At 39.2% G+C, this 25,614-nt stretch carries 22 protein-coding genes and 1 rRNA gene; 14 read left to right on the forward strand and 9 right to left on the reverse strand.

Features of this window, described 5'->3' with window-relative positions:
* The first annotated feature begins 9 nt into the window (after positions 1 to 9).
* Both T391_RS0104355 and pdxA read left to right on the forward strand, forming a co-directional pair.
* Entirely contained in the window at positions 10 to 786 is a 777-nt protein-coding gene (locus tag T391_RS0104355; RefSeq protein WP_027327308.1) for a pyridoxine 5'-phosphate synthase, read from the forward strand.
* Complete coding sequence (gene pdxA / locus T391_RS0104360) at positions 783 to 1,718, forward strand: 4-hydroxythreonine-4-phosphate dehydrogenase (RefSeq protein ID WP_027327309.1); 936 nt, start codon at positions 783 to 785, stop codon at positions 1,716 to 1,718. The genes T391_RS0104355 and pdxA overlap by 4 nt, the downstream gene beginning before the upstream one ends.
* Here pdxA and ccsA read toward each other — a convergent pair.
* Genes ccsA through T391_RS0104380 form a run of 4 tightly spaced genes read right to left on the reverse strand, consistent with a single transcriptional unit; the run spans position 1,708 to position 7,313 of the window.
* A complete protein-coding gene (ccsA, locus tag T391_RS0104365; RefSeq protein WP_027327310.1) occupies positions 1,708 to 4,452 on the reverse strand; it encodes a cytochrome c biogenesis protein CcsA in 2,745 nt (914 codons plus the stop codon). The two genes, pdxA and ccsA, sit on opposite strands and share 11 nt — an antisense overlap.
* A complete protein-coding gene (locus tag T391_RS07950) occupies positions 4,449 to 5,042 on the reverse strand; it encodes a thioredoxin family protein (RefSeq protein WP_051420602.1) in 594 nt (197 codons plus the stop codon). The genes ccsA and T391_RS07950 overlap by 4 nt, the downstream gene beginning before the upstream one ends.
* Positions 5,039 to 5,992 carry a ferrochelatase gene (gene hemH, locus T391_RS07955; protein ID WP_051420603.1) on the reverse strand — a complete coding sequence of 318 codons (954 nt, stop codon included), beginning with the start codon at positions 5,990 to 5,992 and terminating at the stop codon, positions 5,039 to 5,041. The genes T391_RS07950 and hemH overlap by 4 nt, the downstream gene beginning before the upstream one ends.
* 46 nt (positions 5,993 to 6,038) lie before the next feature.
* Positions 6,039 to 7,313 (reverse strand): adenosylmethionine--8-amino-7-oxononanoate transaminase, encoded by a 1,275-nt coding sequence (locus tag T391_RS0104380; protein WP_104692895.1) that lies wholly within the window; start codon positions 7,311 to 7,313, stop codon positions 6,039 to 6,041.
* 128 nt (positions 7,314 to 7,441) lie between these two features.
* Here T391_RS0104380 and T391_RS0104385 point away from each other — a divergent pair, with 128 nt between their 5' ends.
* From T391_RS0104385 to ftsZ, 3 genes are read left to right on the forward strand one after another with little or no spacing between them, the layout of a single operon-like run.
* The gene (locus T391_RS0104385; RefSeq protein ID WP_027327312.1) at positions 7,442 to 8,893 is read left to right on the forward strand and encodes a peptidylprolyl isomerase; all 1,452 of its coding nucleotides are present in this window, start codon (positions 7,442 to 7,444) and stop codon (positions 8,891 to 8,893) included.
* Positions 8,894 to 8,936: 43 nt separating this feature from the next.
* The gene (gene ftsA / locus T391_RS07960; RefSeq protein ID WP_084340122.1) at positions 8,937 to 10,286 is read left to right on the forward strand and encodes a cell division protein FtsA; all 1,350 of its coding nucleotides are present in this window, start codon (positions 8,937 to 8,939) and stop codon (positions 10,284 to 10,286) included.
* Positions 10,287 to 10,310: 24 nt separating this feature from the next.
* Entirely contained in the window at positions 10,311 to 11,450 is a 1,140-nt protein-coding gene (ftsZ, locus tag T391_RS0104395) for a cell division protein FtsZ (RefSeq protein WP_027327313.1), read from the forward strand.
* Here the strand turns inward: ftsZ and T391_RS08400 are convergent.
* From T391_RS08400 to recO, 4 genes are all read right to left on the reverse strand, one after another.
* A complete protein-coding gene (locus T391_RS08400) occupies positions 11,432 to 12,574 on the reverse strand; it encodes a CCA tRNA nucleotidyltransferase (RefSeq protein WP_051420604.1) in 1,143 nt (380 codons plus the stop codon). The genes ftsZ and T391_RS08400 overlap by 19 nt on opposite strands.
* Positions 12,567 to 13,898 carry an adenylosuccinate lyase gene (gene purB, locus T391_RS0104405; RefSeq protein ID WP_027327314.1) on the reverse strand — a complete coding sequence of 444 codons (1,332 nt, stop codon included), beginning with the start codon at positions 13,896 to 13,898 and terminating at the stop codon, positions 12,567 to 12,569. The genes T391_RS08400 and purB overlap by 8 nt, the downstream gene beginning before the upstream one ends.
* Before the next feature lie 108 nt (positions 13,899 to 14,006).
* A complete protein-coding gene (gene gdhA, locus T391_RS0104410) occupies positions 14,007 to 15,359 on the reverse strand; it encodes an NADP-specific glutamate dehydrogenase (protein ID WP_027327315.1) in 1,353 nt (450 codons plus the stop codon).
* A gap of 80 nt (positions 15,360 to 15,439) precedes the next feature.
* Positions 15,440 to 16,060 carry a recombination protein RecO gene (gene recO, locus T391_RS0104415; protein ID WP_027327316.1) on the reverse strand — a complete coding sequence of 207 codons (621 nt, stop codon included), beginning with the start codon at positions 16,058 to 16,060 and terminating at the stop codon, positions 15,440 to 15,442.
* 212 nt (positions 16,061 to 16,272) lie between these two features.
* Between recO and accD the strand changes: the two genes are divergently transcribed.
* The 9 genes from accD to T391_RS0104460 are packed head-to-tail and all read left to right on the forward strand — an operon-like array spanning position 16,273 to position 24,936.
* Positions 16,273 to 17,148 carry an acetyl-CoA carboxylase, carboxyltransferase subunit beta gene (accD, locus tag T391_RS0104420; protein WP_027327317.1) on the forward strand — a complete coding sequence of 292 codons (876 nt, stop codon included), beginning with the start codon at positions 16,273 to 16,275 and terminating at the stop codon, positions 17,146 to 17,148.
* Positions 17,114 to 17,563 (forward strand): 23S rRNA (pseudouridine(1915)-N(3))-methyltransferase RlmH, encoded by a 450-nt coding sequence (locus T391_RS0104425; RefSeq protein ID WP_027327318.1) that lies wholly within the window; start codon positions 17,114 to 17,116, stop codon positions 17,561 to 17,563. The genes accD and T391_RS0104425 overlap by 35 nt, the downstream gene beginning before the upstream one ends.
* An 11-nt stretch (positions 17,564 to 17,574) precedes the next feature.
* Complete coding sequence (gene dksA, locus T391_RS0104430; protein WP_027327319.1) at positions 17,575 to 17,928, forward strand: RNA polymerase-binding protein DksA; 354 nt, start codon at positions 17,575 to 17,577, stop codon at positions 17,926 to 17,928.
* A 7-nt stretch (positions 17,929 to 17,935) separates the two neighbouring features.
* The gene (locus T391_RS0104435) at positions 17,936 to 18,913 is read left to right on the forward strand and encodes a LapA family protein (protein WP_027327320.1); all 978 of its coding nucleotides are present in this window, start codon (positions 17,936 to 17,938) and stop codon (positions 18,911 to 18,913) included.
* Positions 18,914 to 18,966: 53 nt separating this feature from the next.
* Positions 18,967 to 20,001: a hypothetical protein gene (locus T391_RS0104440; RefSeq protein ID WP_027327321.1), complete on the forward strand. Its 1,035-nt coding sequence runs from the start codon at positions 18,967 to 18,969 to the stop codon at positions 19,999 to 20,001.
* Positions 19,998 to 20,834: a hypothetical protein gene (locus T391_RS0104445; protein ID WP_027327322.1), complete on the forward strand. Its 837-nt coding sequence runs from the start codon at positions 19,998 to 20,000 to the stop codon at positions 20,832 to 20,834. Before T391_RS0104440 ends, T391_RS0104445 begins: the two co-directional genes overlap by 4 nt.
* On the forward strand, positions 20,831 to 22,387 hold the full coding sequence (gene mshL, locus T391_RS07970; protein WP_051420605.1) for a pilus (MSHA type) biogenesis protein MshL: 1,557 nt from the start codon (positions 20,831 to 20,833) through the stop codon (positions 22,385 to 22,387). The genes T391_RS0104445 and mshL overlap by 4 nt, the downstream gene beginning before the upstream one ends.
* Complete coding sequence (locus T391_RS07975; RefSeq protein WP_051420606.1) at positions 22,365 to 23,774, forward strand: GspE/PulE family protein; 1,410 nt, start codon at positions 22,365 to 22,367, stop codon at positions 23,772 to 23,774. Before mshL ends, T391_RS07975 begins: the two co-directional genes overlap by 23 nt.
* Positions 23,764 to 24,936 carry a type II secretion system F family protein gene (locus T391_RS0104460; RefSeq protein WP_027327323.1) on the forward strand — a complete coding sequence of 391 codons (1,173 nt, stop codon included), beginning with the start codon at positions 23,764 to 23,766 and terminating at the stop codon, positions 24,934 to 24,936. Before T391_RS07975 ends, T391_RS0104460 begins: the two co-directional genes overlap by 11 nt.
* 517 nt (positions 24,937 to 25,453) lie before the next feature.
* On the opposite strand, the gene rrf is transcribed toward T391_RS0104460, so the two are convergent.
* A 5S ribosomal RNA gene (gene rrf / locus T391_RS0104475) occupies positions 25,454 to 25,569 on the reverse strand.
* Positions 25,570 to 25,614 lie beyond the last annotated feature (45 nt).

Genomic DNA, 25,614 nt, shown 5'->3' on the forward strand with positions numbered 1-25,614 from the left:
GGAGTTCTTATGTTGCTTGGAGTGAATATCGACCATATCGCCACCCTTAGAGAAGCGCGCAAAATCCATGATCCCAACCCTCTAGAAGCTGTATTCATCCTTCAAAATGCTGGAGCATCACAAATCACGCTTCATCTAAGAGAGGATCGCCGTCATATTCATGAAGAAGATGTAATCAATATTTGCGCCAACAGCCCACTCCCCATCAATCTAGAATGTGCATGCTCTCCAGAAATCATCGAGCTTGTCTGCTCCATCAGACCTCATCGCGTCACTCTTGTCCCAGAAAAAAGAGAAGAAGTCACGACAGAAGGAGGATTGAATCTTCTCTCCCCTCATCTCCTATCTTCTATCACCAAGCTCAAAAAACATGAGATTGATGTCTCACTCTTTCTTGATCCATGCGAGCAAACAATTAACAAGGCATATGAGATGGATGTGGATGCAATCGAATTGCACACTGGAGAGTGGTCCAATCTATTTCTAACAGCCTATAGCAATCTCCCACGCATGCACAACGCCATCTCTTCTATGCCTCAAAATCGATCAATACTCACACAAGAACTCAAAAGATGTCTTGAGAATCTTCAAGCTTGTGCTAAGCTTACCTCAAATCTTGGCCTCAAAGTCTATGCAGGACATGGTCTCAACTATCAAAATGTGATCCCTATTGCAAAGATTCCACAGATCAGTGAGCTTAATATCGGGCATAGCATTATCGCACGCTCAATTTTTGTCGGACTTTTTGAGGCGACAAAAGAAATGCTTAGATTGATCCAAAAATGAAAAAAATTGCTATTAGCTGCGGGGATCTCAATGGGATTGGACTTGAGATTCTTATCAAAGCTCACACGCTCATCTATCCCCATATCACACCTATTTATTGTGTGCATTTTGAACTCCTCAAACAAGCAAGCGAACTTCTCAATCTCCCCCTCCCCGAAAATCTCACACTCTCTCACTGCCTCCCTCCATCTATATCTCCTCCACCAATCAAGGCAGGCACCATCACACAAGAAAGCGGACAATACAGCTTTGAGAGCTTTATTCTTGGCTGCCAGCTCTGTGAAGACAAACAAGCACACGCACTCTGCACTCTACCTATTCACAAGAAAGCTTGGAATCTAGCCAATATTCCTTATCTTGGACATACTCAAGCTCTATCACATCGATATAAGACAGAGGCGATTATGATGCTGGGGTGTGAGGAAATGTTTGTTGCCCTCCTAAGCGATCACATCCCACTTGCACAAGTCCCAAGCCTCATGCAAAGTGAGAGAATTTATGATTTTTTTATGAGACTTTATGCACTCTACCCTCAAGAGCGCTATTGTGTGCTTGGAATCAATCCGCATTGTGGAGATGATGGAATCATAGGAAAAGAAGATCAAGAGATACAAAATGCCATCAAGTATGCCAATCACACTCTTCAAGCTCCAATATTTTGCGGACCATACCCTAGTGATTGTGGATTTATTCCCTCAAAACGACAAGAGTTCAAAACTTGGATTGCCATGTATCATGATGTAGGATTGGCTCCACTTAAGGCACTTTATTTTGAAGAAAGCATCAATGTTAGTCTTGGACTCCCTATCCTTAGAGTCTCAGTGGATCATGGCGTGGCATTTGATATCGCCTATCAAGGGAAAGCAACGATTCTTAGCTACCTCAATGCGATCAAGTTTCTCACACACCCCCTCTTTTCTATCAAGACTTGATCTTCTTGAGTGGAGGGAATGCTAAGGTGCGCTTGGGAAATGCTAAGAGGATCAAAATTGCAATTCCAGCCACCAAAAAATACACAAAAAGCGGAACAGGGACAGGATCTCCTGCAGCATAAGAATGCATACCAGAGAGATAATAATTCACACCAAAATAAGTCATAAGAATTGAGAAAAACCCAACAGAACTTGTCACAGCTAGAATATAGGGCATATTTTTTAAGCCCAATAAGCGCAGATGCAAGATGATCGCATAAATCCCGATAGAGATCAAAGACCAAGTCTCTTTGGGATCCCATCCCCAATATCTTCCCCAAGATTCATTGGCCCATACTCCACCCAAAAAATTCCCCATCGTCAGCAGAAAAATACCAAGCATCATCGACATCTCATTGATCGCACTCAATGATAGGATCGTCTGATCAACCTGAGGTTTATGTGCTCCCCTCAACACAAACATCACAAGCGTAATCAATCCAAGCATAAAGCAAAGCCCCAAGAATCCATAGCTCGCTGTGATCACAGAGACATGGATATTGAGCCAATAAGATTTAAGAACAGGCACAAGATTCCCAATCTGAGGATCCATAAAGCCAAGATCAGCGACAAAAAGACAGATACCTGCTAAAAATAAAGCAGCAGAGATCGCAAGACATGAGCGCCTAAAAAACAATAATGCAGAAATAGAAGTTGCCCATGAAATATAAAGCATCGATTCATAAGCATTGCTCCAAGGTGCATGATCACTGATATACCATCGCAAAATCAAAGCCCCACTCATCACCAGACTCAAAATCGCAAGGATGCTATAAAAACTATTGACATAGAGAGGGGCAATGCTTTTGTTTTTGAACACATAAAAAAGCACGATTCCAAAAAGTAGGAGCCCACTCAAAATATAGGGGAGTATCAAATATTTGAAGAGATTGTGCTGGTTGAGAAAAATCTCTGCTTTAATCTTTGTTGGACTAGGAATCAAATTGGGACTATATTCCTTTTGATATTGCTCTATTTTATCTACCGCTTGGATAGCCTGATCCCATTGATTTTGCTCTAATCCCATACTAAACCCCTTCACATATTGCTGCAAAACCTGACCAATACGCAAAGCTTCATCCTTATATCCTTGCGTAACAGCAGCTTGAATCGCTTGCAATGGCTGTCTCCAAGTATTAGAGCCTGATGGATCAGGGAAGACTTTAAATACCTCTCCTGTATAAATCAAGTAAGCAAAATTGATACGCTCATCTACAGCAATCACATCTTTATCAAAAGTATCGCGTTCTACGGGTTTTTTGAGATTAGCTTCTTCGACATAATTTTGCAGGATATAAATCCCCTCTGGTGTAAATACCTCCCTAAAAGAAACATAATCCCCATCAATTCCAAAGATTTTTTTGAGTTTTGGAGTTGAGACTTTGATCATACGAAGTTTCTGGAATTCTTCAGAGAGCATCATCATTCCCAAAAAAAGCTGAGTATTACTAAAGCCCAAAAAACCATCACTCTTGGTGATTTTATGAATCGCATCTGAAGCGAGTGTATTGATGGGTTTGATTCTTCCCCCATAATCTTGCACAAGCAAAGAATCAAAGTGTTTTGAAAAATCCAAAGATTTTTCCTTGAGATTGGCCAATAAGCGTTGAGTTTCCTGCATCTCCTCTTGAGCATGTGCTGGATACAAACTCAAAGCCACAAAGAGTGCAAGTGAGAGGATTTTTTGAGATTGCAAAAATGCTCCAAGACGCCTAAAACGACTATTGGGATCCACAAGCAACCAAATGCATCCCAAAATCAATAAGGCATAGCCCAAATAAGTCATATTTTTACCTGGGTCATTATTGACAGACAAAATTGTCCCTTTTTCATCAGCATCATAGGAGGATTGAAAAAATCTAAAACCATCATAATCCAATACATGATTCATATAGATTCTAAAAGGCTTACTGATCTGGACACGATCATCGATCAACTCAACTTCAGATGCATAAGATGAGGGACTCATAGACCCTGGATAACGCTCGAGCTGAAAGTCTTTAAGTGCGATTGAGAAAGGGAGCATAATTTTTTTCACACCCCAAGAAATCAAAAGTGTCTCATCTTGAGATTGAAGCATAACAGGTTTCCCCTCAATGCCAATACCTCCAATCAGCTCTATCTGCTCCTCTTGCCCATGCATCTTCAATGAAAGCTTCATACGCGAATTCATATCTTTTTTGTTATTGGTCATTTTTGTGATTTCTTCTACCTTAAGCTTGATGGGATTCCCAAAGATAGAAAGCGTTTCAGTGAGCGTTTGCCCTGCGATGAGATGAGCAGGAATATGGAAATTTTCTTGATGATTGCCCTTTTGGGCGATGATGTTAAGATAGGTCTCGCTTGAATAGATAAAATCTGATTTCTCACCCTCACGGATATGCATAATCCCCTCAAAACCAAAATATCGCGTGATTCCAGCACCCAAAATAATCACAATAAGCGATAGATGAAAGAAGAAACTTGCATATTTTTTGCGTTTCAATGTCTTAAATGTCAATAAACATCCAATCAAAGTGATCAATAAATAAGCATGCAAAATATCAAACCAAAGCGTGTTATAGACCAAAGTTTTCGCCACAGCAGTGCCATAATCATTCTCAATAAAGGTCGCTATAGCACAAGCAGTGATGTATAAAATCGTCAATGGAATCGCACTCCACAATGATGCAAAAGCCAATCTTAGAAATTTCATTCAACCTCCTTAAGCTTAGCACTCAATGCTGCAAAAAACTCTTTTGGATCTTTGAATTGCTTATATTCTTTGTTTGCAATAAACTGCAAAATCACCTGCATTTGTTTTTGAGAAAAATATCCAGGCCAACCAAAAATCACATTACCTTGAGGATCGATAAATATACTTGTTGGTGTTGGACGAATATCATATTCTCGTGCAAGCCTTGAGGTTTCTGCTTGGCTCTTTTTCCCATCAAAATCTAGTTGATGAATCTTGGAATAACTCAGATTGATGTAATAAGTTTGAAAATCCTTTTGCAACATCTCTTGTGTTTGTTTATTTTCTCCTATCTCTTCTTTGAGACGCTCACACCATTGACATCCATTTTTTCCAAAAATCAATAATACAAATTTACCATCAGAGGCGATGCGTCCAGTGTCTTTGAAAATATGCTCCAATCCCTTATAAGATGCTTTATCAAAATGCTGAGCTTTTTCAATCTCTGCTTGAGAAATATTGGACTTTGAAGCAATATTTTGAGCATCAAGATTCTCACTCTTGCAACCTGCTAAAAAAATCAAAGCAATCGCTAACAATATATGTTTCATTCTCTCTCTCCTTTAACTAAATCCAAAATAAGCTCGATAAATTCCTCGCTATCATTGGGACATGCACAGACCAAAAATTCTCTAACTCCCACTTCTTTGGCCATCTGACGCAGCTCAATCTCTAGCTCAAAATGTGTTTCAGAATTATCAATTGTAAAGGCTAGAGGATAAATAAGTATCTTTTTGTTTTTCATTTTTTTGACAATACTCTCTGTTGAGGGACCAATCCACTTCATGGGTCCAAGACGCGATTGATAAGCCAAAATCACATCCTCAAACTCCAATCCACTTCGCACAAGATACTCTCTAGCCAAAGCGACATTGTGCTCACACTCTCTCTGATATGGATCCCCCTCATCAATAATGCTTTGTGGCAATCCATGTGCAGAAAAAATCAACACATAATCTGAGGCATCTCTTCCTGCAAGTGTCTCCATGATCCTAGCTTCAATGCATTTCAAAAATAAAGGATGCTCATAAAATCGCTCGATAGTTCTTATTTTGGACTTCAGACCAAGTGCGTGAGCAGAATGCTTAAAATCTTCGATGGAAGAGAGGGTTGTGGTCGTTGAATATTGCGGATAAAGACTTAATAACAAAATTTCCTCGATACCTCTTTGCTGCAACTCTTTGATCACCATCGAGGCATAAGGGGGTGTATATCGCATCGCATAGGTAAAGAAAATCTCGGAATCTTTTTGCTTAAGATGTTCACACAAAGAAAAAGTAATAGGTACAATCGGAGATCTTCCACCAATCGCCTTGTAATTTTCCTGAGCATGCTTGAGGCGTTTATTGACAATCACACTCCCTACAAGTTTGCGCACAAAATTACTTTTGATTCTCAAAATATGTTTATCATAGAACATATTTTTAAGAAAAACTTCAACCTCAAATAGATTGGATGGACCACCCATATTTAACAAAACAACGGCTTTTTTGATAATCAATCCTTCTTAAGAATTTATGCAGAAACATAATCATATAGAAAGAAAGTTAAAAATCTTTTAAGATTTGCCCAACTTCATAAGCCACCCTCTCAATCTCTTCATCAAGTATCACATAAGGAGGCATAAAATAAATCGTATCACCCAATGGCCTAAGCAGTAAACCTCTCTGAAGTGCTTTGAGATAAAACTCATATCCAGCTCGATCACAATTTACCTTGAGATCAAAAGCTAGTATCATCCCCTTCTGTCTTAGATTGCAAACTCGCTCATTCTCTCTCAATCCCTCAAAAGCATGCCAAATCTTGCGCTGTGTCATGGCATTTTTAGCAAGAAAATTTTCTCTCTCAAACAAATCCAATGTTGCATTAGCACATGCAATCGCAAGAGCATTTCCTGTGTAACTATGAGAATGCAAAAATGCCTTGTATTCCTTATAATCCCCATAAAATACATCAAACACATCATTATGCGTCATCACAACCGATAAAGGCAGCATCCCCCCCGTAATCCCCTTACTAAGACATAAAAAATCTGGAATCAAATCACATTGCTCAAAGGCAAATAAACTCCCTGTGCGTCCAAACCCCACAGCAATCTCATCAAAAATCAAATCAATTCCAAATTCTTTGCACTTCTGGCACGCCTGCTTTAAGAACTCAATAGGATACATATGCATAGATCCAGCACATTGCACCAAGGGCTCAACAATCAAAGCACAAATCTCCTCCCCCTCTCGCTCCAAAATCTTTTCAAGCTCACAAAGTGCTAAATTTACAGCTTCACTATCCTTGGGTGTTGGTGTAATCAAAACTTCAAACAAAAGAGGGCGATAAGCATCTTTGTAGATTCCCACATCTCCCACACTAAGTGCTCCAAGTGTTTCACCATGATAAGAATTCCCCAAAGCCAAAAACTTAGAGCGCTTTGTGCAAGAAGAAAGCAAAGCATGCTTATGGAAACTCATCTTAAGCGCAACCTCAATCGCACTTGAGCCATTATCAGCATAAAAACATTTATCAAATACTCCACCTGTTGCTTTAAGCAAACGCTGTGAATACACGATGATCCCCTCATGCGAGAAACCTGCCAAAAGTACATGATCAAGTTTTTGGGCTTGATGGGTGAGCTGCTGGATGAGATAAGGATGAGAATGACCAAAGAGATTGACCCACCAACTACTAATGCAATCCATATATGCCCTACCATCACAATCATACAAATACATCCCTTGCGCTTTAGAGATCGGAATAGGAGGGAATCTCTCATGATCTTTATGCTGTGTGCATGGATGCCAAATGCACCTCATATCCAATTCTCTCATCACCTGATTGCTCACTTAAAGCTCCCGTTTTATTTCTATATTTTGCACTCACACGATATAATCGCGCAATTATAATTCTTCATTGAACACTTGGGGAAAGAATTAAATCAAACACTTTGAGGTAAATTATGATTGAGTGGATGCAACGACACAAAAAATGGCTAGTCATTACAATCTGGATCAGCACCATCTCCTTTATCGCAGCAGGTATGGTGGGCTGGGGATCTTATAATTTTAGCCTTGATGAAGGCGTTGTCGCCAAGGTGGGGAATCTTGAAGTCACGCAAAAACAATTAGAAAACCGCTATCGACAGCTCTATGCTCAATACAATACAGATGGTCAAATGGATGATCAAAAGGCTAAAGCCTTGGGATTAGAGGATCTTGCACTCAAAGGATTGATCGAGCAAACTTTGCTTCTTAATCTTGCACTCGATCTTGGTTTGCGTATCTCTCATCAAGAAGTGATTGACAAGATTGCAGAGTTGGATTATTTTCATAAAGATGGGAAGTTTGACCCCTCTCTTTACAAAGAATTACTCAAACAAAACAATATCAGACCTGCTGAATTTGAAGAAGATGTACAAAATGATCTATTGATTCAAAAAATTGTAAGTGTTGTTCCCTTTGGTGAGATCACAAAACTAGAGAAGCAAACCTTTTCTCTTCCGCTATCCATCCAAGATAAGGTCCAAATCAAGATTCTCACTCACAAAGATGCACGCACACAACCCACACAAGAACAACTCCAAGAATTCTGGAAACAGAATCAAACACAATTTCAATACCCAGCAACAACAAAAATTGAATATGTCCTAGTCAATGCAGATTCTCAAAAACCTACAGAAGAAGAACTTCAAAAGCTCTATGAAGACACAAAAGGCAAATACATCGATCAAGATGGAAACATCAAAAATTTCAAACAAGTCCGACAAGAAATTCTCTCTCAACAAAAAGAGATCTTGGCCGAAGATAAGGCATTGCGAGAATATGTCGCCCTTAAAAAATCAACAGGAAACTATGGTCAAGAGAAAATTCTATCAGAAGGAGATAAAACCTTTGGACTTGAGGTGCTAGAAGCCTTGGAACAAGGAAAAATAGGAGAAACTTTCAAGCCCATCAAAACTACTTCAGGATTTATTATCTTTAAGATTTTGGATAAAACTCCCAAATCTCCTAAGAGCTTTGAAGATGCCAAACAAGAAGCCCTAGTCGCGCTAAGCGCACAAAAAGCTCAAGAAGAAATTGAAGATCAGGCTAAAACTCTAGTCAAAAAGGGATTTGAGGGAATTAACCTTGGATTTATCACACAAAATACAAAAATCAAGGGACTTTCACAAGAGGAAAATCAGATCGTGTTATCACAGATCTTTACCTCAAACAAAAAGCGCAATTATATATCCTTGCAGCAAAAGATTGTTCTTTTTGAAATCACACAACAAAAGCTTGCAAAGACTTCGGAAAAACCACAAAATATCGATCAACTTGTGAGTTTTTACAAAGGACAAGTGATTTCTAAAGAGTTTTATAAATATCTTCAAAATCAGTATAAAATAACAACTTTCAAGAAGGAGAATTGATGCTCCTTGCGACTTGCGATTTCTCAATCTTAGGGGTTAAAAATTGAAACAAATAGTCATGGCCGTCGATATCGGCTCTTTTAGTATTTCATGTGCAATTGCTGAGGTCACAGATGGGATTCCTAAAATTATTGGAGTTGGCTTCTCCAAATCACAAGGGATCCGCAAAGGAGCGATCACCAATATCGAACAAGCAGCACGATCGATCAAAAGTGCAATCTTGGATGCCAAAAGAATGTCTGGTGCAGAAACCAATCGTGCCATCATCTCTATCTCCGGTGTTTATGTCAAAAGTCGCAATAGCTCCGGAGTCGTCACAGTCCCTGGAGGAGAGATCGGCTACAAAGAGATTCATAGAGTCATTCAAGCTGCACTTCACAATGCCACAATCCCAGCAGAATATGAGGCCATTCACATTCTTCCCTATCAATTTATGGTCGATGAACAAGAGTTTGTTGATGATCCAAGTGGGATGAGTGGAAGTAGGCTCAAAGCCCTAGTTCATATCGTCACAGCCCAAAAAACAGCTCTTGAAAATCTCAGACGCGTTGTCAAAGCAGCTGGGATTGAAATCGAAAATATCGTTCTATCTTCCTATGCTTCTTCAATCGCTGTTTTAAGTGATGATGAGAGGGAGCTTGGTGTTGCTTGCATTGATATTGGTGGAGACACTTGTGATGTTATGATCCATAGCGGGAATTCCATGTGTTATGATGGAGTTTTGCCAGTTGGATCTAATCACATCACCAAAGATATTGCACATGCTTGCAACACATCCCCCAATGTTGCAGAAGATCTTAAAATCGACCATGGGGATATAGCCATCATTTATGATCATGAAAACTCTCAGACTTTTGAGATTCCAACAATTGGAGGAGAGAAAACCCAACAGATTCCAAGCAACCTCGTTGCCAAAGTGATTTATGCACGATTGACAGAAACTTTTGGAATCCTCTATGGAATGATTGATCAAAATGAACTCAAAAATCAAATCAGTGCAGGAATTGTTTTCACAGGTGGTCTAACATGCCTTAGGGGATTAGAAGATCTCATCAATGCTTTCTTTAAGGATTATCCGACAAGGATTGCCCTCCCAAGAGAAGTCGAAGGGATGCCTGAAGAACTCAAAAATCCTATGAGTTCAACGGTTGTCGGATTGATTTTATATGGATCTGGGAGATTTACAAACTATGAGATGGATTCTGAAAAGCGCCTCAAAACCAAAAAAAGTAAGCTTTTGATGGAAGAAGAAGATCAATTTGGCTACCCTCAAACCGAATCTAAAGAAGAAGAAAAACTAGATCTTTTCAAAGAAACTCTTATGGAGCAACCACATCAAAAATCAGAAAGCCTGATCAAAAAAGCAAAAAGCAAGCTTGCCAAGTTATTCTAGGATAAGAAAAGGAGATCAATCATTATGGAACATATTGTTGAAGAAGTTCAGCCTATATTTGGTGCCAAGATCACAGTTATTGGTGTAGGAGGTGGGGGATCCAATGCAATTGCCAATCTTGTCCAATCTGAAGGCATCGCACAATGCATCAAAATCATTGCTGCCAACACAGACAAACAACATCTTGATAGTTCTCCAGCACCTTACAAAATCCATCTTGGAGGAGGGACGATTCAAGGTCTTGGTGCCGGTATGAATCCTGAAGTTGGACGCGACGCAGCATTTGAAAGCCAAGATCAGATTCGAGAAATGCTAGAGGGTTCTCATATCGTTTTCATTGCCACTGGTCTTGGAGGTGGGACAGGGACAGGAGCATCACCTGTGATCGCCCAAATCGCCAAAGAGCTTGGAGCACTCACTGTCTCCGTGGTGACAAAACCCTTCAGAAGTGAAGGACAGAAAAAAACAAGAATTGCTGATGCTGGACTTAAAAACTTGCGTGAAGAAAGTGATTCCATCATCGTCGTCCCAAATGATCGTCTGCGCTCTGTCATTCCTCCAAGAGCTGGAATCAAGGAAAGCTATCGAGTTGTAGATAGTGTTTTGATGCAAGCTGTCACAGGAATTGCTGGAGTGATGCTCAATTATGGTGAAAATGATATGAATGTGGATTTTGCTGATGTCAAAACAGTGATGGGTCACAGGGGATTGGCACTCATGGGAATTGGTGAGGCAGAAGGAGATAATGCTGCAAGTGAAGCAGTCAAAAACGCTCTCTCTTCTCCCCTCCTTGATAGTGTCTCCATCGTCGGTGCGATGGGGATCCTAGTCAATTTTGAGATCAGTGAAGATTATCCATTTTTGGAACTTGAGGATGCATTTACAATTATCGAAGAATACGCCAACTCAGAGGCTGATGTGAAATTTGGAACGATGACTAAAAATGTCGGTGGTGACAGAGTGCGCGTCACCATCATCGCAACAGGCTTTGAAAAAGAATTGATGAAGAGTGAAGAAGAAAGCATCAAAGAAGAAAAACAAACTCAAAAAGCGATGCAATCAATTAAGCATGAGATTGATGTCAAAAGTTTTATTCGAAGAGATTTTGATCGAGAAGGTGTAAATCTCGATCTTGATGCCCCATCTTATATGCGTGAGAAATAAATCGCTCTTTGTCGCAATGCTTCCAAAGTATTGGGGGTCTCACCCCTAATCACCTCTTCAAGCAAACACTCCAAAATCTCTCCAATTTTCACTCCACTAAACCCCATTTTCTGAAGTTCATATCCCTTGATCTTAAGATCTTTAAGACAAAAACATTCATCATCAATCATAATTTGCTGAGCAATCCTATAAAACATCTTGATCTCTTCACCCAAAAGCTTTTTGAGTTCAATGAGAGCCATAAAATAATCATAACCAATATCGCGAAGAAGCAATTTAATCTCAATAGAGTCAGCAGAAATCTTATGTCTCTTATACTGAATCAAAACCCGTGCTCTTTTCTTTTGTTCTTTATCAAGACACAAAAGATCAAGCACAGAATCTTCATCAAACAAATAAGCCAACAAAAGAGATAAGTTTCTAATTTTGCGTTTCTTGGGTTTTCTAAGCTTGGGCAAAACTTCTGCAAAAATCTCACAATAAGTCTCAAAAAATTGATCCAAAAATTCTCCCTGCAAAATTAAGAGTAATTCTTGAGAGATGCGTTCTTTGGCGAGATTTCCAATCAGTGTGCGATGATGAATTGCCCAAGATAAAGTGTGGGATTGTGGAGAAAATCCAAGCGTGCAAGAAAAGCGCACAAGACGCAAAATACGCAATGCATCTTCTTGAAATCTCACACCCCCATCTCCCACACATCGCAAAACTTGATTCTGCAAATCTTGCACCCCATCAAATAGATCGATTATCCCCTCCCTAGGGTGATATGCCATCGCATTGATTGTGAAATCTCTTCTCTCTAGATCTGTTTGCAAATCTTGCACAAAACTCACTTCTGGATGACGAAAGTCTAGATATTTCTCTTCTTGACGAAAAGTTGTCACCTCAACAATCCCTTCTTCTACTTTTACGCCGATTGTCCCATAACGCTCACCCAAAGCGATATGGGAGGGAAAAATCTCTTTGGTTTGCTCAGGGAGAGAGGATGTGCAGATATCCCAATCTTTGGGAATCTTATGCATCAATAAATCTCGCACAGACCCTCCCACCAAATAGGCACGATGTCCAGCCCTCTCTAAAGCCTCCAAAATCTCAAGCACAGAGCTTGGAATCAAATCAATCACCAAAGACCCTCTTAAGCAAAGCATCGACATTTTTTGTGTAATACCCAAAATCAAAGCATGCCTTGAGCGCTCCTTCATCAATCTTTTGTTTCAACTCTTCATCTTGGAGCAAATATTGCAAAAACAAGCTCTCTCCCCGATCATTCATTGCATGCTCACCATTTTGCAACGACTCCCATACCTTCATTGCATTGCGTTGGACAATCTTGTAGCTCTCCTCTCTTGACAATCCGCGTTTGGGGAGCTCAAGCAAAACTCTCTGAGAAAATACAAGTCCACCAGTAAGATTGAGATTTTTGAGCATATTTTTGGGATAAACCACAAGATTTTGGATGAGATCAGTGAGGCGTGCAAGCATAAAATCTGTCGTAACAAAAGCATCAGGCAAAATAAAGCGCTCTACAGAACTATGACTGATATCTCGCTCATGCCACAATGCGACATTCTCCATCGCAGGTATTGCAAAAGAGCGAATCATACGACACAATCCAGTGATATTTTCACTCAAAATAGGATTGCGTTTATGAGGCATTGCCGAACTTCCTTTCTGTCCAGCTTGGAAAAACTCCTCTGCTTCATAAACTTCTGTGCGCTGAAAATGCCTGATTGCAACAGCAATCTTCTCACAAGTAGAAGCCAAAAGTGCTAGATCGCTCATAAGGCGCGCATAGCGATCTCTTTGAATCACTTGATTACTCAAAGGCGCTGGAAAAAGACCAAGATCCCGACAAACTAGCTCCTCAAGCTCTATGGGTGTATGAGCCATATTTCCCATCGCACCACTCATCTGTCCAACACTCACAAGTCTAAGAGTCTGCTCAAGCGCACCCAAGTGGCGTGCAAGCTCATCATACCAAATCCCAAGCACCAAGCCAAAAGTGATAGGTTCTCCGTGGATTCCATGGCTTCTGCCAACCATCAATGTATCCTTATGCTCCAAAGCTCTCTTTTTGATCACTTCTTGCAAAGTCTTGACATTCTCAACAATCAACAATAAAGAATCGCGTATCTGAAGAGAGTTGGCTGTATCAATACAATCACTGCTTGTAATGCCATAATGAATCCATCGCCCTTCTTCTCCCAAAGAATTTGCCACAGAGGTAGTAAAAGCAATCAAATCATGTTTTGTGATTTTCTCAATTTCCTCGATTTCTTTGAGGTCATAAGAGGCATGATCCAAAATCTTCTGACACTCATCATCTCCAATAAGTCCCAATTGATTCCAAGCCTTGATCAGAGATTTTTCAACCTTAAGCCAAGCATCATACTTTGCTTTGACACTCCATTTACTAGCCATAATTTCACGAGAATAACGCTCAACCATCTTGTTCCTTTCAAATAGATTAAAACCAAAATGCTATCCAAAAATAAAGTTCATTGAGCTAAGACCCCCCTCCCCCAAACACCCCCTTGTTCAAGATTGCATCCCAGATTAAACAACACCTTGTTCAATCATTGCCATTGCAACCTTTCTAAATCCTGCAATATTTGCCCCAAGAACCAAGTTTTGTTCTTGCCCAAACTCTTTGGCAGTTTCTTGAGCATGTGCAAAGATTCCTCTCATAATCTTGAGTAATTTTGCATCTACTTCCTCAAAACTCCAAATACTCATGCTTGCATTTTGAGCCATCTCAAGACCACTTGTTGCAACACCTCCAGCATTTGCCGCTTTTGCAGGACCATAGCAAATCTTAGAATCAACAAATAGATTTGTAGCCTCAAGTGTGCATGGCATATTTGCTCCCTCACTTACACACTGACATCCATTCTTGAGCAATTCTTGCGCATCAGCAAGATTAAGTTCATTCTGTGTCGCACTTGGGAAAGCTGCAAAACAAGGGATGCTCCAAACCTGATTGCGTCCTTGAGGATATTCAGAGACAGGGGTATAGATCGCACTCTTTTTTTCTTGCGCATAAGCCTGCAAGCTTTCGCGTCTATTTTCTTTGATCTCTTTAAGTAGAGCAAGATCAATCCCTTCTGCATCATAAATCATTCCCCTAGAATCACTTGCAGTCACAGGCTTTGCACCTAATGCATAGAGTTTTTCAATCGTGTAGATCGCGACATTTCCACTTCCAGAAACACAACAGATTTTCCCCTCAAGACTCTCTCCTCTCGCCTCTAGCATCGCTTGTGCAAAATAAACACTACCATACCCAGTAGCCTCTTTGCGCACCAAAGAACCGCCCCACTTAAGTCCCTTACCTGTCAAGACACCATCAAAACGATTGCTGAGTCTTTTGTATTGTCCAAACATATATCCCACTTCTCTTCCCCCCACACCAATATCTCCGGCAGGAACATCAGTCCGATCTCCAATATGGCGATAAAGCTCACTCATAAAAGACTGGCAAAATCGCATAATTTCATTTTCACTTTTGCCCTTAGGATCAAAATCACTTCCACCTTTTCCTCCACCCATATTGAGTGTAGTTAGTGAATTTTTGAGAATCTGCTCAAAACCCAAAAACTTGATCACATCCTCATTGACACTTGGATGAAAACGCAATCCTCCTTTATAGGGACCGAGAGCCGAGTTAAATTCAATGCGATACCCTTGATTTACCCTTGCCCGTCCCTCATCATCAATCCATGGAACTCTAAATGCGATGCTACGCTCTGGCACCACCAAACGCTCCAAAATCGCATTCTTCTCATAAGAAGGATTACGATCAATCTCTGGTTTCAATGATTCAAAAATCTCCTTAAGCGCTTGCAAAAAATAAACCTGATGAGGAAATTTTGCTTCACATTCCTCAATCACTCTTTGGACATATCCCATATTGACCTCCTTGAAAATACTTAGCTTAAAAACTAATGTGTAAAAATTATCACATTTTTAGAAAAATTTTTCTTTACTTTTTATAAACCAAGTGAAAAAATTCTCCACAATCGCTCCACTTCATCATCATCGAGTGCCAAAGTCGAACACCGATCCAAAAAATCAAATATTTTTACTTTTTCAAATCGCTCTCCTCCGATACACTTTGGATGAGCAAACAAAAATGCACGCCCAAGCCCAATCTCATCACTCAAATCTTCATCACACAAAAAACACCGATTGTGATGGATTCTTGCATTTCTTCCCTCATGCATAATCAATGCTGCACTCATCTCAAGTGCAACACGCATGGGATTTTGTCTTCCAAGTAATTGTGCCCCTCTCTCTAAAAGTGCGAAATAAAAACCATCAAGATCACTTACATCCCTCAAGTGATCCAATAAAAGTTTGATAAAAATCTGCCACACATAAGTCCGAGCATAATCCTGCTCCCATGGATATCCAAACTCAAGGATATTTCGCATTTTAGGCATAAATAAGCCATCATATTGAATATCAAAATCAACTTTTTTTCCCACAGAAAGAATACTATGTCGCACTCCATAAAAACGATACAGATCTAAAATTTGAGAAGAGGTGAGAATCTTCACAATCAAGTCTTGATTCTTAATGATTTGAATTGAGAGTATAAAACCTTGCATAGATCATACTTTCTTGGGTTTGATGACCCAATATTCTAACAAAGCAAAACCTCAAATCCAAATCAATCAATAGAGATTTTGAACCCTACTTAAGAATAAATTCCACTTGCCAGATCTTTGGCATCCAAGCAAATCATGTCAAGAAAAAAATAAAAACTAGAATGTTTTGATAAGATTCCGTCCCATAAAGTAATTTACCTCAAGGATAATTGATGGGCTTGGAAGATTTTTTCAAAAAAATTACAATTGGCGCTTCAAGGGCTTCCAAAAGCGAAGCACCAAGCCATTGGATCAAATGCCCAGCTTGTAGTGCTATTGTGTATTACAAAGAAGTTTTAAGTCAGCACAATGTCTGCCCCAAATGTGCATATCATTTCAAAATTTCAGCTCAAGAGCGTATCGCTCTCCTTTGTGATTCTTTTGTCGAACACGATAAAGAACTGGCCCCCACTGATCCTTTGCAATTTGTTGATAAAAAAAGCTACAAAAAGCGTATCGAAGAGGGCGTTGCCAAAACTGGGCGTCCAAGCTCTGTCATCAGTGGGGAAGGAAAAATCAATGGTGAGAGTCTTCAACTTGTTGTTTTTGATTTTGCTTTTATGGGTGGAAGTCTAGGGAGTGTTGAGGGTGAAAAAATCTTGCGAGCCATCAAGCGTGCAATCGATTCAAAACAAGCTCTTATCATCTGCTCTACAAGTGGAGGGGCTAGGATGCAAGAATCTACTTTTTCATTGATGCAGATGGCCAAAACAAGTGCAGCACTCAACATCTTGGCTGAACATAAACTCCCTTTTATTTCACTCCTTACTGATCCGACATTTGGTGGAGTAAGTGCAAGTTTCGCATTTTTGGGAGATGTGATCATCGCTGAACCTGGAGCAACGATTGGATTTGCTGGACCACGAGTCATCAAGCAAACAATAGGCACTGATCTACCTCAGGGCTTTCAGACAGCAGAATTTTTGCTAGAACATGGATTGATTGATATGGTTGTCACACGCAAAAATCTCAAAGACACTCTCTCAAATCTCATCAGAATTCTAAATCCAAATTATGAAAATCAATGTCTTCTCAATCGCCAAAAATGACCCATTTGAGGCATTCTATCATTCATATATCAGACAATGCAGAGGGCTTGGGATCATTTTGGAGCTTAAAGACCTTTTTCCTTCCAATATCTCCAAGGCACAAAAGATCTCTCCACAAGAAGCCCAAAAATCCTATACTCAAACATTTCTCCCCCATCTCTCTCAGCATAACTTCGCCCTACATCCCCTTGGGCGCACAATGGATTCTTTTAAGTTTGCGCAACTCCTATCAGGTAAGCATGAAGTTTGTTTTTTTATCGGTGGAGCCTATGGATTTGAGGAAGACTTTTTGAACAAAACACACAATATTTCTCTAAGTCCACTCACTTTTTCACATCAAATTGCAAAACTTATTCTCTGTGAGCAAATCTATAGAGGAGCAAGTATCAATATGGGACACCCATACCACAAATAGGAGCAAAGTCAATGAATCCAAAAACACTTGAAAAATTCAAACAAACCCTAGAGGAAAGACTGGCTGTCTTGCAAAATCATATCCATGAGGCCAATACTTCTCTCCTTGAACTCAATCATCAAGCTGGAGGAGATCAAGCAGATATGATTTCTGCGAGCACTCAAGGTATGCTCAATACTTCTCTTATCTATCAATATGAACTTGAAATCAGAGCAATTCAGCGATCTTTGCAAAAGATTCAAAGTGGATCATTTGGAATCTGTGAGATGTGTGGAGATGATATCGATGAAAATCGATTATGGGTTAAGCCTCACGCACAATACTGTATTATTTGCAGAGAGACCTATGAAAAAGCTCAAAAGTGAGGAATAAATGCGACATTATTTTTTATTTTTCTTTATTTTCACCCTTTTGATTGGGGGTATCCTCTATGTATTTCATCCCTCTGATATTTCCCTCTCACTATTTCAGCACACTCTCTCTTTTCCACTATCACTATGGGTCATTCTTGTTCTTTTTGCTTTTTTTATTGGATCGCTTTTCTTCTTTGCAAGTGATTGGGTCAAAAAATTTTGGTTTGAACGCCATCTTAAAAAAGATCTTGAAACTCTAATTCAACAAATTTCAAATCAATTGCTCAGCAAGCACTCTACTAGCTACACTTTTAAAACACAATCATTTCAAACTCTCTCCAAAATCCTTTCCAAAGCACAGCTTTCACCCATTCTTGGGACACCTCCAAGTCAAGAAAATAGAATTGATCAATTATTCTCTGAACTTGAAGAATTGGAGAAGGGAAATGTACTTAAGGATGTTTATGAGCCCAATTCTCACGCTTGGGAAAAAAATCTTCACAACAAAATCAATTCTGATCCCAAATTTGCCCTAAAAGTAATCGAAGAAAATTACCCTCAAAATCTCAAAGAATACGCGCTCAATACTTTGCTTTCTCAAGATAATTTGCAAGAGAAAACCATCCAAAAACTTATCAAAAAAGATTTTGATTCCAAACACACTGCTAAGATCATCGAATTCTTTCTTCAAAAAGGATATAGGCTTGGACAAGAAGATTTTGCAAATCTTTTATACAAGGTAGATGCTCCCTATATTTTAGGACTTCTCAAGCTATTCAAAAGCCAATTTGATCCAGATTTTTGTATCTCACTTTTTAGAAAACTTGCGCAAGATTCCAAATTTCATCAAGCTTATGCCTATCTTTTGCTTGATTATTCCATGTTTGATCAAGCAAAAGAATTTATTTTTGAACATGAAAATCTCATGCTTCCAAAAGCTTATATCAGGCTCAAAGAAGAAGGTGAAGATTATCCACTAGAATTATTTTTTCATTGATATCAATTCTCCTTTGTGATAAGATAATTTAACTTTTGTCACAAAGGAGAGTGATGAAACAAACTTTTTTCTCTACTCCAGATGGCACTCCTATCCGCATCATCTCTCCTCATTTTCTACAATCTCTCCATTCCAAACTCCCCAACCTTTCAGACCAAGAACTCATCGCTCATGCTTATCAGTCTAAACTCTTAGATCTCAATAAGGCTTATTTTTCATTTTCATGCTATCAAGAATGGCTTCAGGATTATCTTAGTTTTTTTACAGAATCATATACAGATACCACACCTTGCACATTTGACATCCTCTTGCCACTCCAGTTCAATCAACCTATGGCATGTATTTTTCTTACCCCCAAACAAAATCTATTTTGCTTTTATCACGATTGCAAACTTCTATTTTGCAAAGAGTTTGAAGATGATCTCCAAACTTGCCTCAAGCATGTGCAAGTCCTATTCTCTCAAAACATTGAGATACTCTACTGTCTCTCTTGCGTAGAGAAAAGCGACATCCTCCTCAAACTCAAAGAACAGCATCCTATCAAACCCTTTCTTACACTCTTTTGTCAAGAATTGGATTTCACTCTTAGCTCAATTTCAACACCAATCAAACTTGATCATTTCCACAATATCAATCCCAACCAAAACATAAAACAATCCAACCACTTTAAAATTTTTCTTGCAAGTCTTGGAATCTTTATTTTGATTTTTGTAGGTCTAAATTTAGCACTCATAGGTTATCACTATTTACTCCTTCAAGAACTTGATGAGATCCAACAAAGCACACCCACCAAACTCCCAGCCTCTATCGATGAAATCCAAAAACTTGATTCTCAAAATCAATCCTATCTCGCTGCACTTTTTAACTTCTCACACATAGAAGAACAAAAACTTCTCATACTCTCACGGCTTTTGCCCTTCATCAATCCCGATGATATCCTCTCTATCAGCTATGATCAATTTTTCACCTTTCATCTTCAAAATTCTCCAGACCTCACACTTCTTTTTTCATTTTCCAATGCCCTTGGCTATCGCTGCAAAACATCCAAGGAGGGAGAAACAACAATCTTGGAGATTTCAAAAATATGAATCTATACTCTAGGCTCAATGATTTATTTTTACAAAGAAGCAAGCGTGAGCGATTTTTATTCTGGATATGCTTAGCTCTTGGAATCTATTTTGGATTCTTTCATCCCCAAATCCAAAATCACCTAGAAGAAATCCAAGCCAAACAAACACAACTACACAACTACAGACTTTATCTCTCTTCTCAGCCAACATCCAATCTTCAAAATCTTCAAGAAGCTCAATCGCTCAATCAAAACCTAAAGCTGCTCATTCACACGATCAACAACATCTCTATTTCATGGAGTGATGCACTTCAAAAAATCCATCAATATGCACTCAAACACCAAATCTCACTTTGGATGATCGATCCACAAAATGAAGGGGGGAATTACTCCATCTCTATCAGCGGCAATACTGATTTTCAAAACATACTTTTATTTTTGGATTTCATCGAGCAACTTCCACTGATTCATCTTCGATCTTTTCAAATTCTCCACAATGGCAACTTTTCTCTCATCCTTCAAAACCACAAAATCCTCTCCTTTCCTCCAAGTAAAGAAATTTTAACAAGCCAAGAAGTGCTCTCCTCTCTCAAAAATTTTCTTACAAAAGAGACTCCACAATTTATCATCACATCTCCATCCATCCCCTCTCCCTCTACTCCAGATACACAACACATGCTCAAGCTAGAAGCCATTCTCAATCAAAAAGCAAAAATCAACGGAAAATGGCTACAAGAAGGAGACTGGATTGATTCTTTCAAACTGATTTCCATTCATAAGGATTTCGTCATTCTTAACAGAAATCACACACAGCTCAAACTTTCTCTACCATCAAAAAGGATTTTTGAATGAAATCTTTTTTGATTATTTTATTTTGTTTCTGTATCCAAACATATTCCATGCAATGCCAGAGATTTACTCTCAAAACACAAGAAAAACTCACTTCTCTAGAAATCCTAGAAGAGATAGCACAATCTTGCAAACTCAACATCATCTACACTGATTCATTTGCCCACACAATCCTCTCCAACAATAAACCCAAACTCCATATCGATAATCTTGATTTTCAAACACTCATTGATCTTTTGCTTGATGAATCTCACTTGCACTACACCTTGCAAAACAATATCCTCAAGATTGCCTTTCTCTACACCAAAACCTATGAGCTCAATTATGTTTCTACCTCCAGAATGGGTTCATCTAGCACCGATGTCATCCTCTCTCCCAATCCTTCTTCATATGAAATCTATCCTTCTTCTCCAATGTTTCAAACCTCAAATTCTGCACCAATCCTCAGTGATAATGCAAGCATGGGAAATACAGGACGAAGTGGGACCAAAATTCTCTCAGTGGATGAAAATAATTTCTGGGGTGAGATTCACAAAGAACTCACAGAGATTGCGTATCGCCCAGAAGATCGATTTGTCGATCAATTTCCAAAATCTATCACCATCAATAAAAATGCAGGGCTTCTCACCATCACTGCAAACAAAATTCAGCATCAACGGATTCAGTCATACTTAGCCCAACTCAACGCAAAAATGCATGCTCAAGTCCTCATTGATGTCCATATCTTGCTGATCAAGCATGAAAAATCCAACACTTCAGGAATCAATTGGAATGAGTTTTACAACCTAGGTAATCTTGCTATTCCTGCTCCAAGCCTACAAGGAGGATCAAGTTTCATACAAATTGGAAATAATGGAATCAATATGGAACTCAATATCCTTTCTCAAGGCACAACACTTAATCGCATCATCGAATTCCTCCAAACTTATGGCACAACACGCTCTTTGAGCAATCCAAAAGTTCTCACCCTCAACAATCAGCCTGCAATCATTTCTGTCGGCAGTGTTTTGCGCTATATTCAAAATTCCGTCTATCAAAGCTCATCTCAAGGATCCAATATCCAAAACTCCACAGAAAACTATCCAAGTATTTTTGCTGGTGTCCTTCTTGATGTCACGCCTTCTATTCAAGGAGATGAAATCATTCTCAAAATCAATCCATCCATCACTCGTGCCAAAAATGCTGCACTTGAAAATGAACCCAATGCACTCAAAACTCCCCCCAATCTATCCACCAATCAACTCTCCTCACTTGTCAAAGTCAAAAGTGGAGAAAAAATTGTTCTTGGAGGACTAATCTCTGATCTAGAAAGCAAGAAAGAATTTAAAATTCCTCTGCTAGGAGATATTCCAATCCTTGAGTATCTTTTCAAATACAAATGGAGCAATCATTTTAGTGAAGAGATGGTGATCATCATCTCACCCAAAATCATCCAAACCCCACAAAAACAATCCTCCAACCCCTCAACATTCTCCCAAGATTTCAAATCACTCCTTAAAGAAGCACGCCTTCAAGCCCTAGAGGAAAAACTCAATGAATCAAAAACTTCCAAATAGTCTAAAAATCTCTCCTCTCATCCCACTCAATATTTATGAAAAACTCTCATGTTTTGTCTTCTATAATTTGGATCAACAGCTCTACATCGCCTCATCAAATACACAAAATGTCTCCTTGCTTTATGATTTTTTACCTCATACCAAGCACACTATTCCATTGATTGAAATTTCTCAAGAAGAATTTACATATCACATCCAATCTGCACAAGCTCAAGACACCCTCACTTCTCTCATCAATCAAATCCAACAAGATGAAGATCTAGCGATCCAAAAGCTTCTAGATTTTATCCTCTTGCAAGCTATCAAGCAACACTCAAGCGATATCCATCTTGAAAATACCCATACTGATGCACAGATTCGAATCCGTATCGATTCGCTTATGCAAGAGCTTTGCACAATTCCCTCCAAGCATTTTATGCTTCTTAGCTCAAGCCTCAAGCTTGAATGCTCTCTTGATATCCATGAAACTCGCAAACCACAAGATGGAAGATTCTCGCGAATCTTTGATGATATCTCTTATGATTTTCGCTTCTCCTCACTCCCCACAGCCAAAGGCGAATCTCTTGTGATTAGGATTCTCTGCAAAGAAAATCAAAGCTTTGATCTCCCCTCTCTTGGTTTTCCAAACAATCTTCATTTTGATTTTCCCTATGGACTTGTATTTGTCACAGGTCCCACAGGCAGCGGCAAAAGTACAACACTCTATGCGATCTTAGAATCTCTTAAGGGAGTGGAGAAAAAAATCATTACTCTTGAGGATCCAATCGAATACGATCTTGATCTCCTCACACAAGTTGCAATCAATGAAAAATATGGCTTTGGATTCCCTCAAGCTCTAAGATCAATTTTGCGACAAGATCCAGATATCATTATGGTCGGTGAGATCAGAGACACAGAAAGTCTCTCTCTTGCAATCCAAGCCTCACTCACTGGACATCTTGTTCTATCCACACTGCACACAAATGATGCTCTAAGCACGATTGAGCGGCTTTTGGATATGCAAGCCAAACCATTTCTAATCGCCTCTATTCTTCATCTCATTATTGCACAAAGACTTGCTCGACGCCTATGTCCTATTTGCAAAATCCCCAATCTCACTCCACCACTTGATCTTATTCCATCCAAATTTCACACTAGCACTTTTTATCAAGCCCAAGGTTGCCCACAATGCAAATTCAAAGGATACAGTGGCAGAATCTTGCTTTATGAGACACTCCATCTCTCCAAACAACATAGAGCCCTGATTTCTTCACAAAGCACAAAAGAAGAATTTTTAGAGCTTCTAAAACAAGAGGGATTTATGTCTCTTTTTGAATATGGGATTTGGCAAGCTGCTCTTGGTGCCACCAGTCTTGAAGAAGTCTTTAGGCTAACACATGAGATATAAGATCACAACACTCAAACACACATCCATACACCGCTATACAATTTGGGCCAAATCCAAGGATGATGCTTGGCAAAAAGCAATTCGCAAAGATGGAATTCCTCCCCTCCAAGTCGAAGAAAGTCTTCTCATCTCTCTTCCCATTTCATCTCAAGATACCCTCATTTCTCTCAAGCAGCTTCATATGATGATTGCTGCCAATATTCCCATCCAAGAATGCCTAGATTCCCTCACAACTCACACGCACAACACAAGACTTGCTCAAGTTTTTGCAAAGATCTCTCACTCTCTTGAAAACGGCTTAAGTCTATATGAAAGCTTTGCTCCCTATGAAAATATTTTTGGAAAGCTAACTTTAGTGATGATTGAATTTGGTTCTCGAAGTGGAAAACTTGATCTATGTCTAAAATTACTTTTAGATGAATTAAACAATCAAGAAAAAAGCAAAAAAGCGATCAAAAAAGCCCTATTCTATCCGCTCTTTGTCTTGCTCTGCACAATAGCCTGCTTTATGATTCTTATCCAAATGGTTGTGCCTCAATTCATCGAGCTTTTTGCCCAAAATAATCTTGCTCTCCCTATCTATACAAAGATTCTCATCGGGACCCATACCCTCATCGCACAATATGGGCACTTAATCCTCCTAGCTATGGCGATCCTCATTCCATCGCTATGGATTCAAATCAGCAACAAAGGAAAGCTCTATCAACTCTTGTTGTCATTCATTCTTAAAATTCCATGGATTGGAACAATTCTCCTCAATCTTTATCTATATCGTTATTTTTTTACTCTCTCTATTTTGCTTCAGTCAGGGATCGATCTTCTTTCATGCACAAATCTCGCACAAGAAAGTATCGAATCTCAAACAATTCAACACAAACTTAGAGCGATTCGGATCTCTCTTGTCAATGGCAAAACACTTCATGAAGCACTCAAGGAAAGCAATCTCTTTGATCCACTCACACTAAATCTCATTCTTGTTGCACAAAGAAGCGGACAACTCGAGGAAATTCTTAGAACCTGTGCGACCAACTACTCCTCTCGTGCAAATTCAATGATTGAGTTTCTTATCTCACTTATTGAGCCATGTTTCACTCTTTTGCTTGGATTATTTGTTTTACTTTTGGCACTTGGGATCTTTACCCCTATTTGGAATCTCTCTTGAGCTTTTTGATCTACTTTGATCTTCTTCCTCCATCTTTCTCTTTATTTACAATGTGGATAAACTCCGCAAGTCACGATCTTTCGGATTAATCTATTCTAAAATTTTGAATAAGTGGAATTTTTCCTTTAATCCCTAACGCTCCCATTCTTAACTTAGTGGCGATAATGGGCAAACAAAGAAATGAGTAAAGCTTTTAACAAGCTCATAAAAGAGGATATTTCAAGAGGGCAATGGAAGCATCAATAGCACCGCTCCGCAAAGAATAATACCAAGATAGCTCAAGACAAGAATCTGTATGCTTTTTAGGCGAATCTCAAACATCTAATCCTCTCATCAAAAGATCAATTATACTCCCTTTTCAAGACACACTAAAACAAGCTAGATCCACTCAACTCAATAAGCAGAAGCAAGACAAGACAAGACAAGACAAGACAAGACAAGACAAGACAAGACAAGACAAGAATTAAAGCATAAATTAAAAGATAAAAAATCATAGAAGAAAAAAGAAGTAATCCCAACCCTGCATCGACCTACATTCCCACACTTGAAAAGTGCAGTATCATCAGCGATGAGGAGCTTAACTTCCAGGTTCGGAATGGAGCTGGGTGTGACCTCCTCTCTATAGACACAGGGAAAAGGGAGAAGAAGATAAGATCTTATCCTCTACTCCCTTTTCTA

This window comes from Helicobacter pametensis ATCC 51478 (genome assembly GCF_000518225.1).
Lineage (GTDB): Bacteria > Campylobacterota > Campylobacteria > Campylobacterales > Helicobacteraceae > Helicobacter_G > Helicobacter_G pametensis.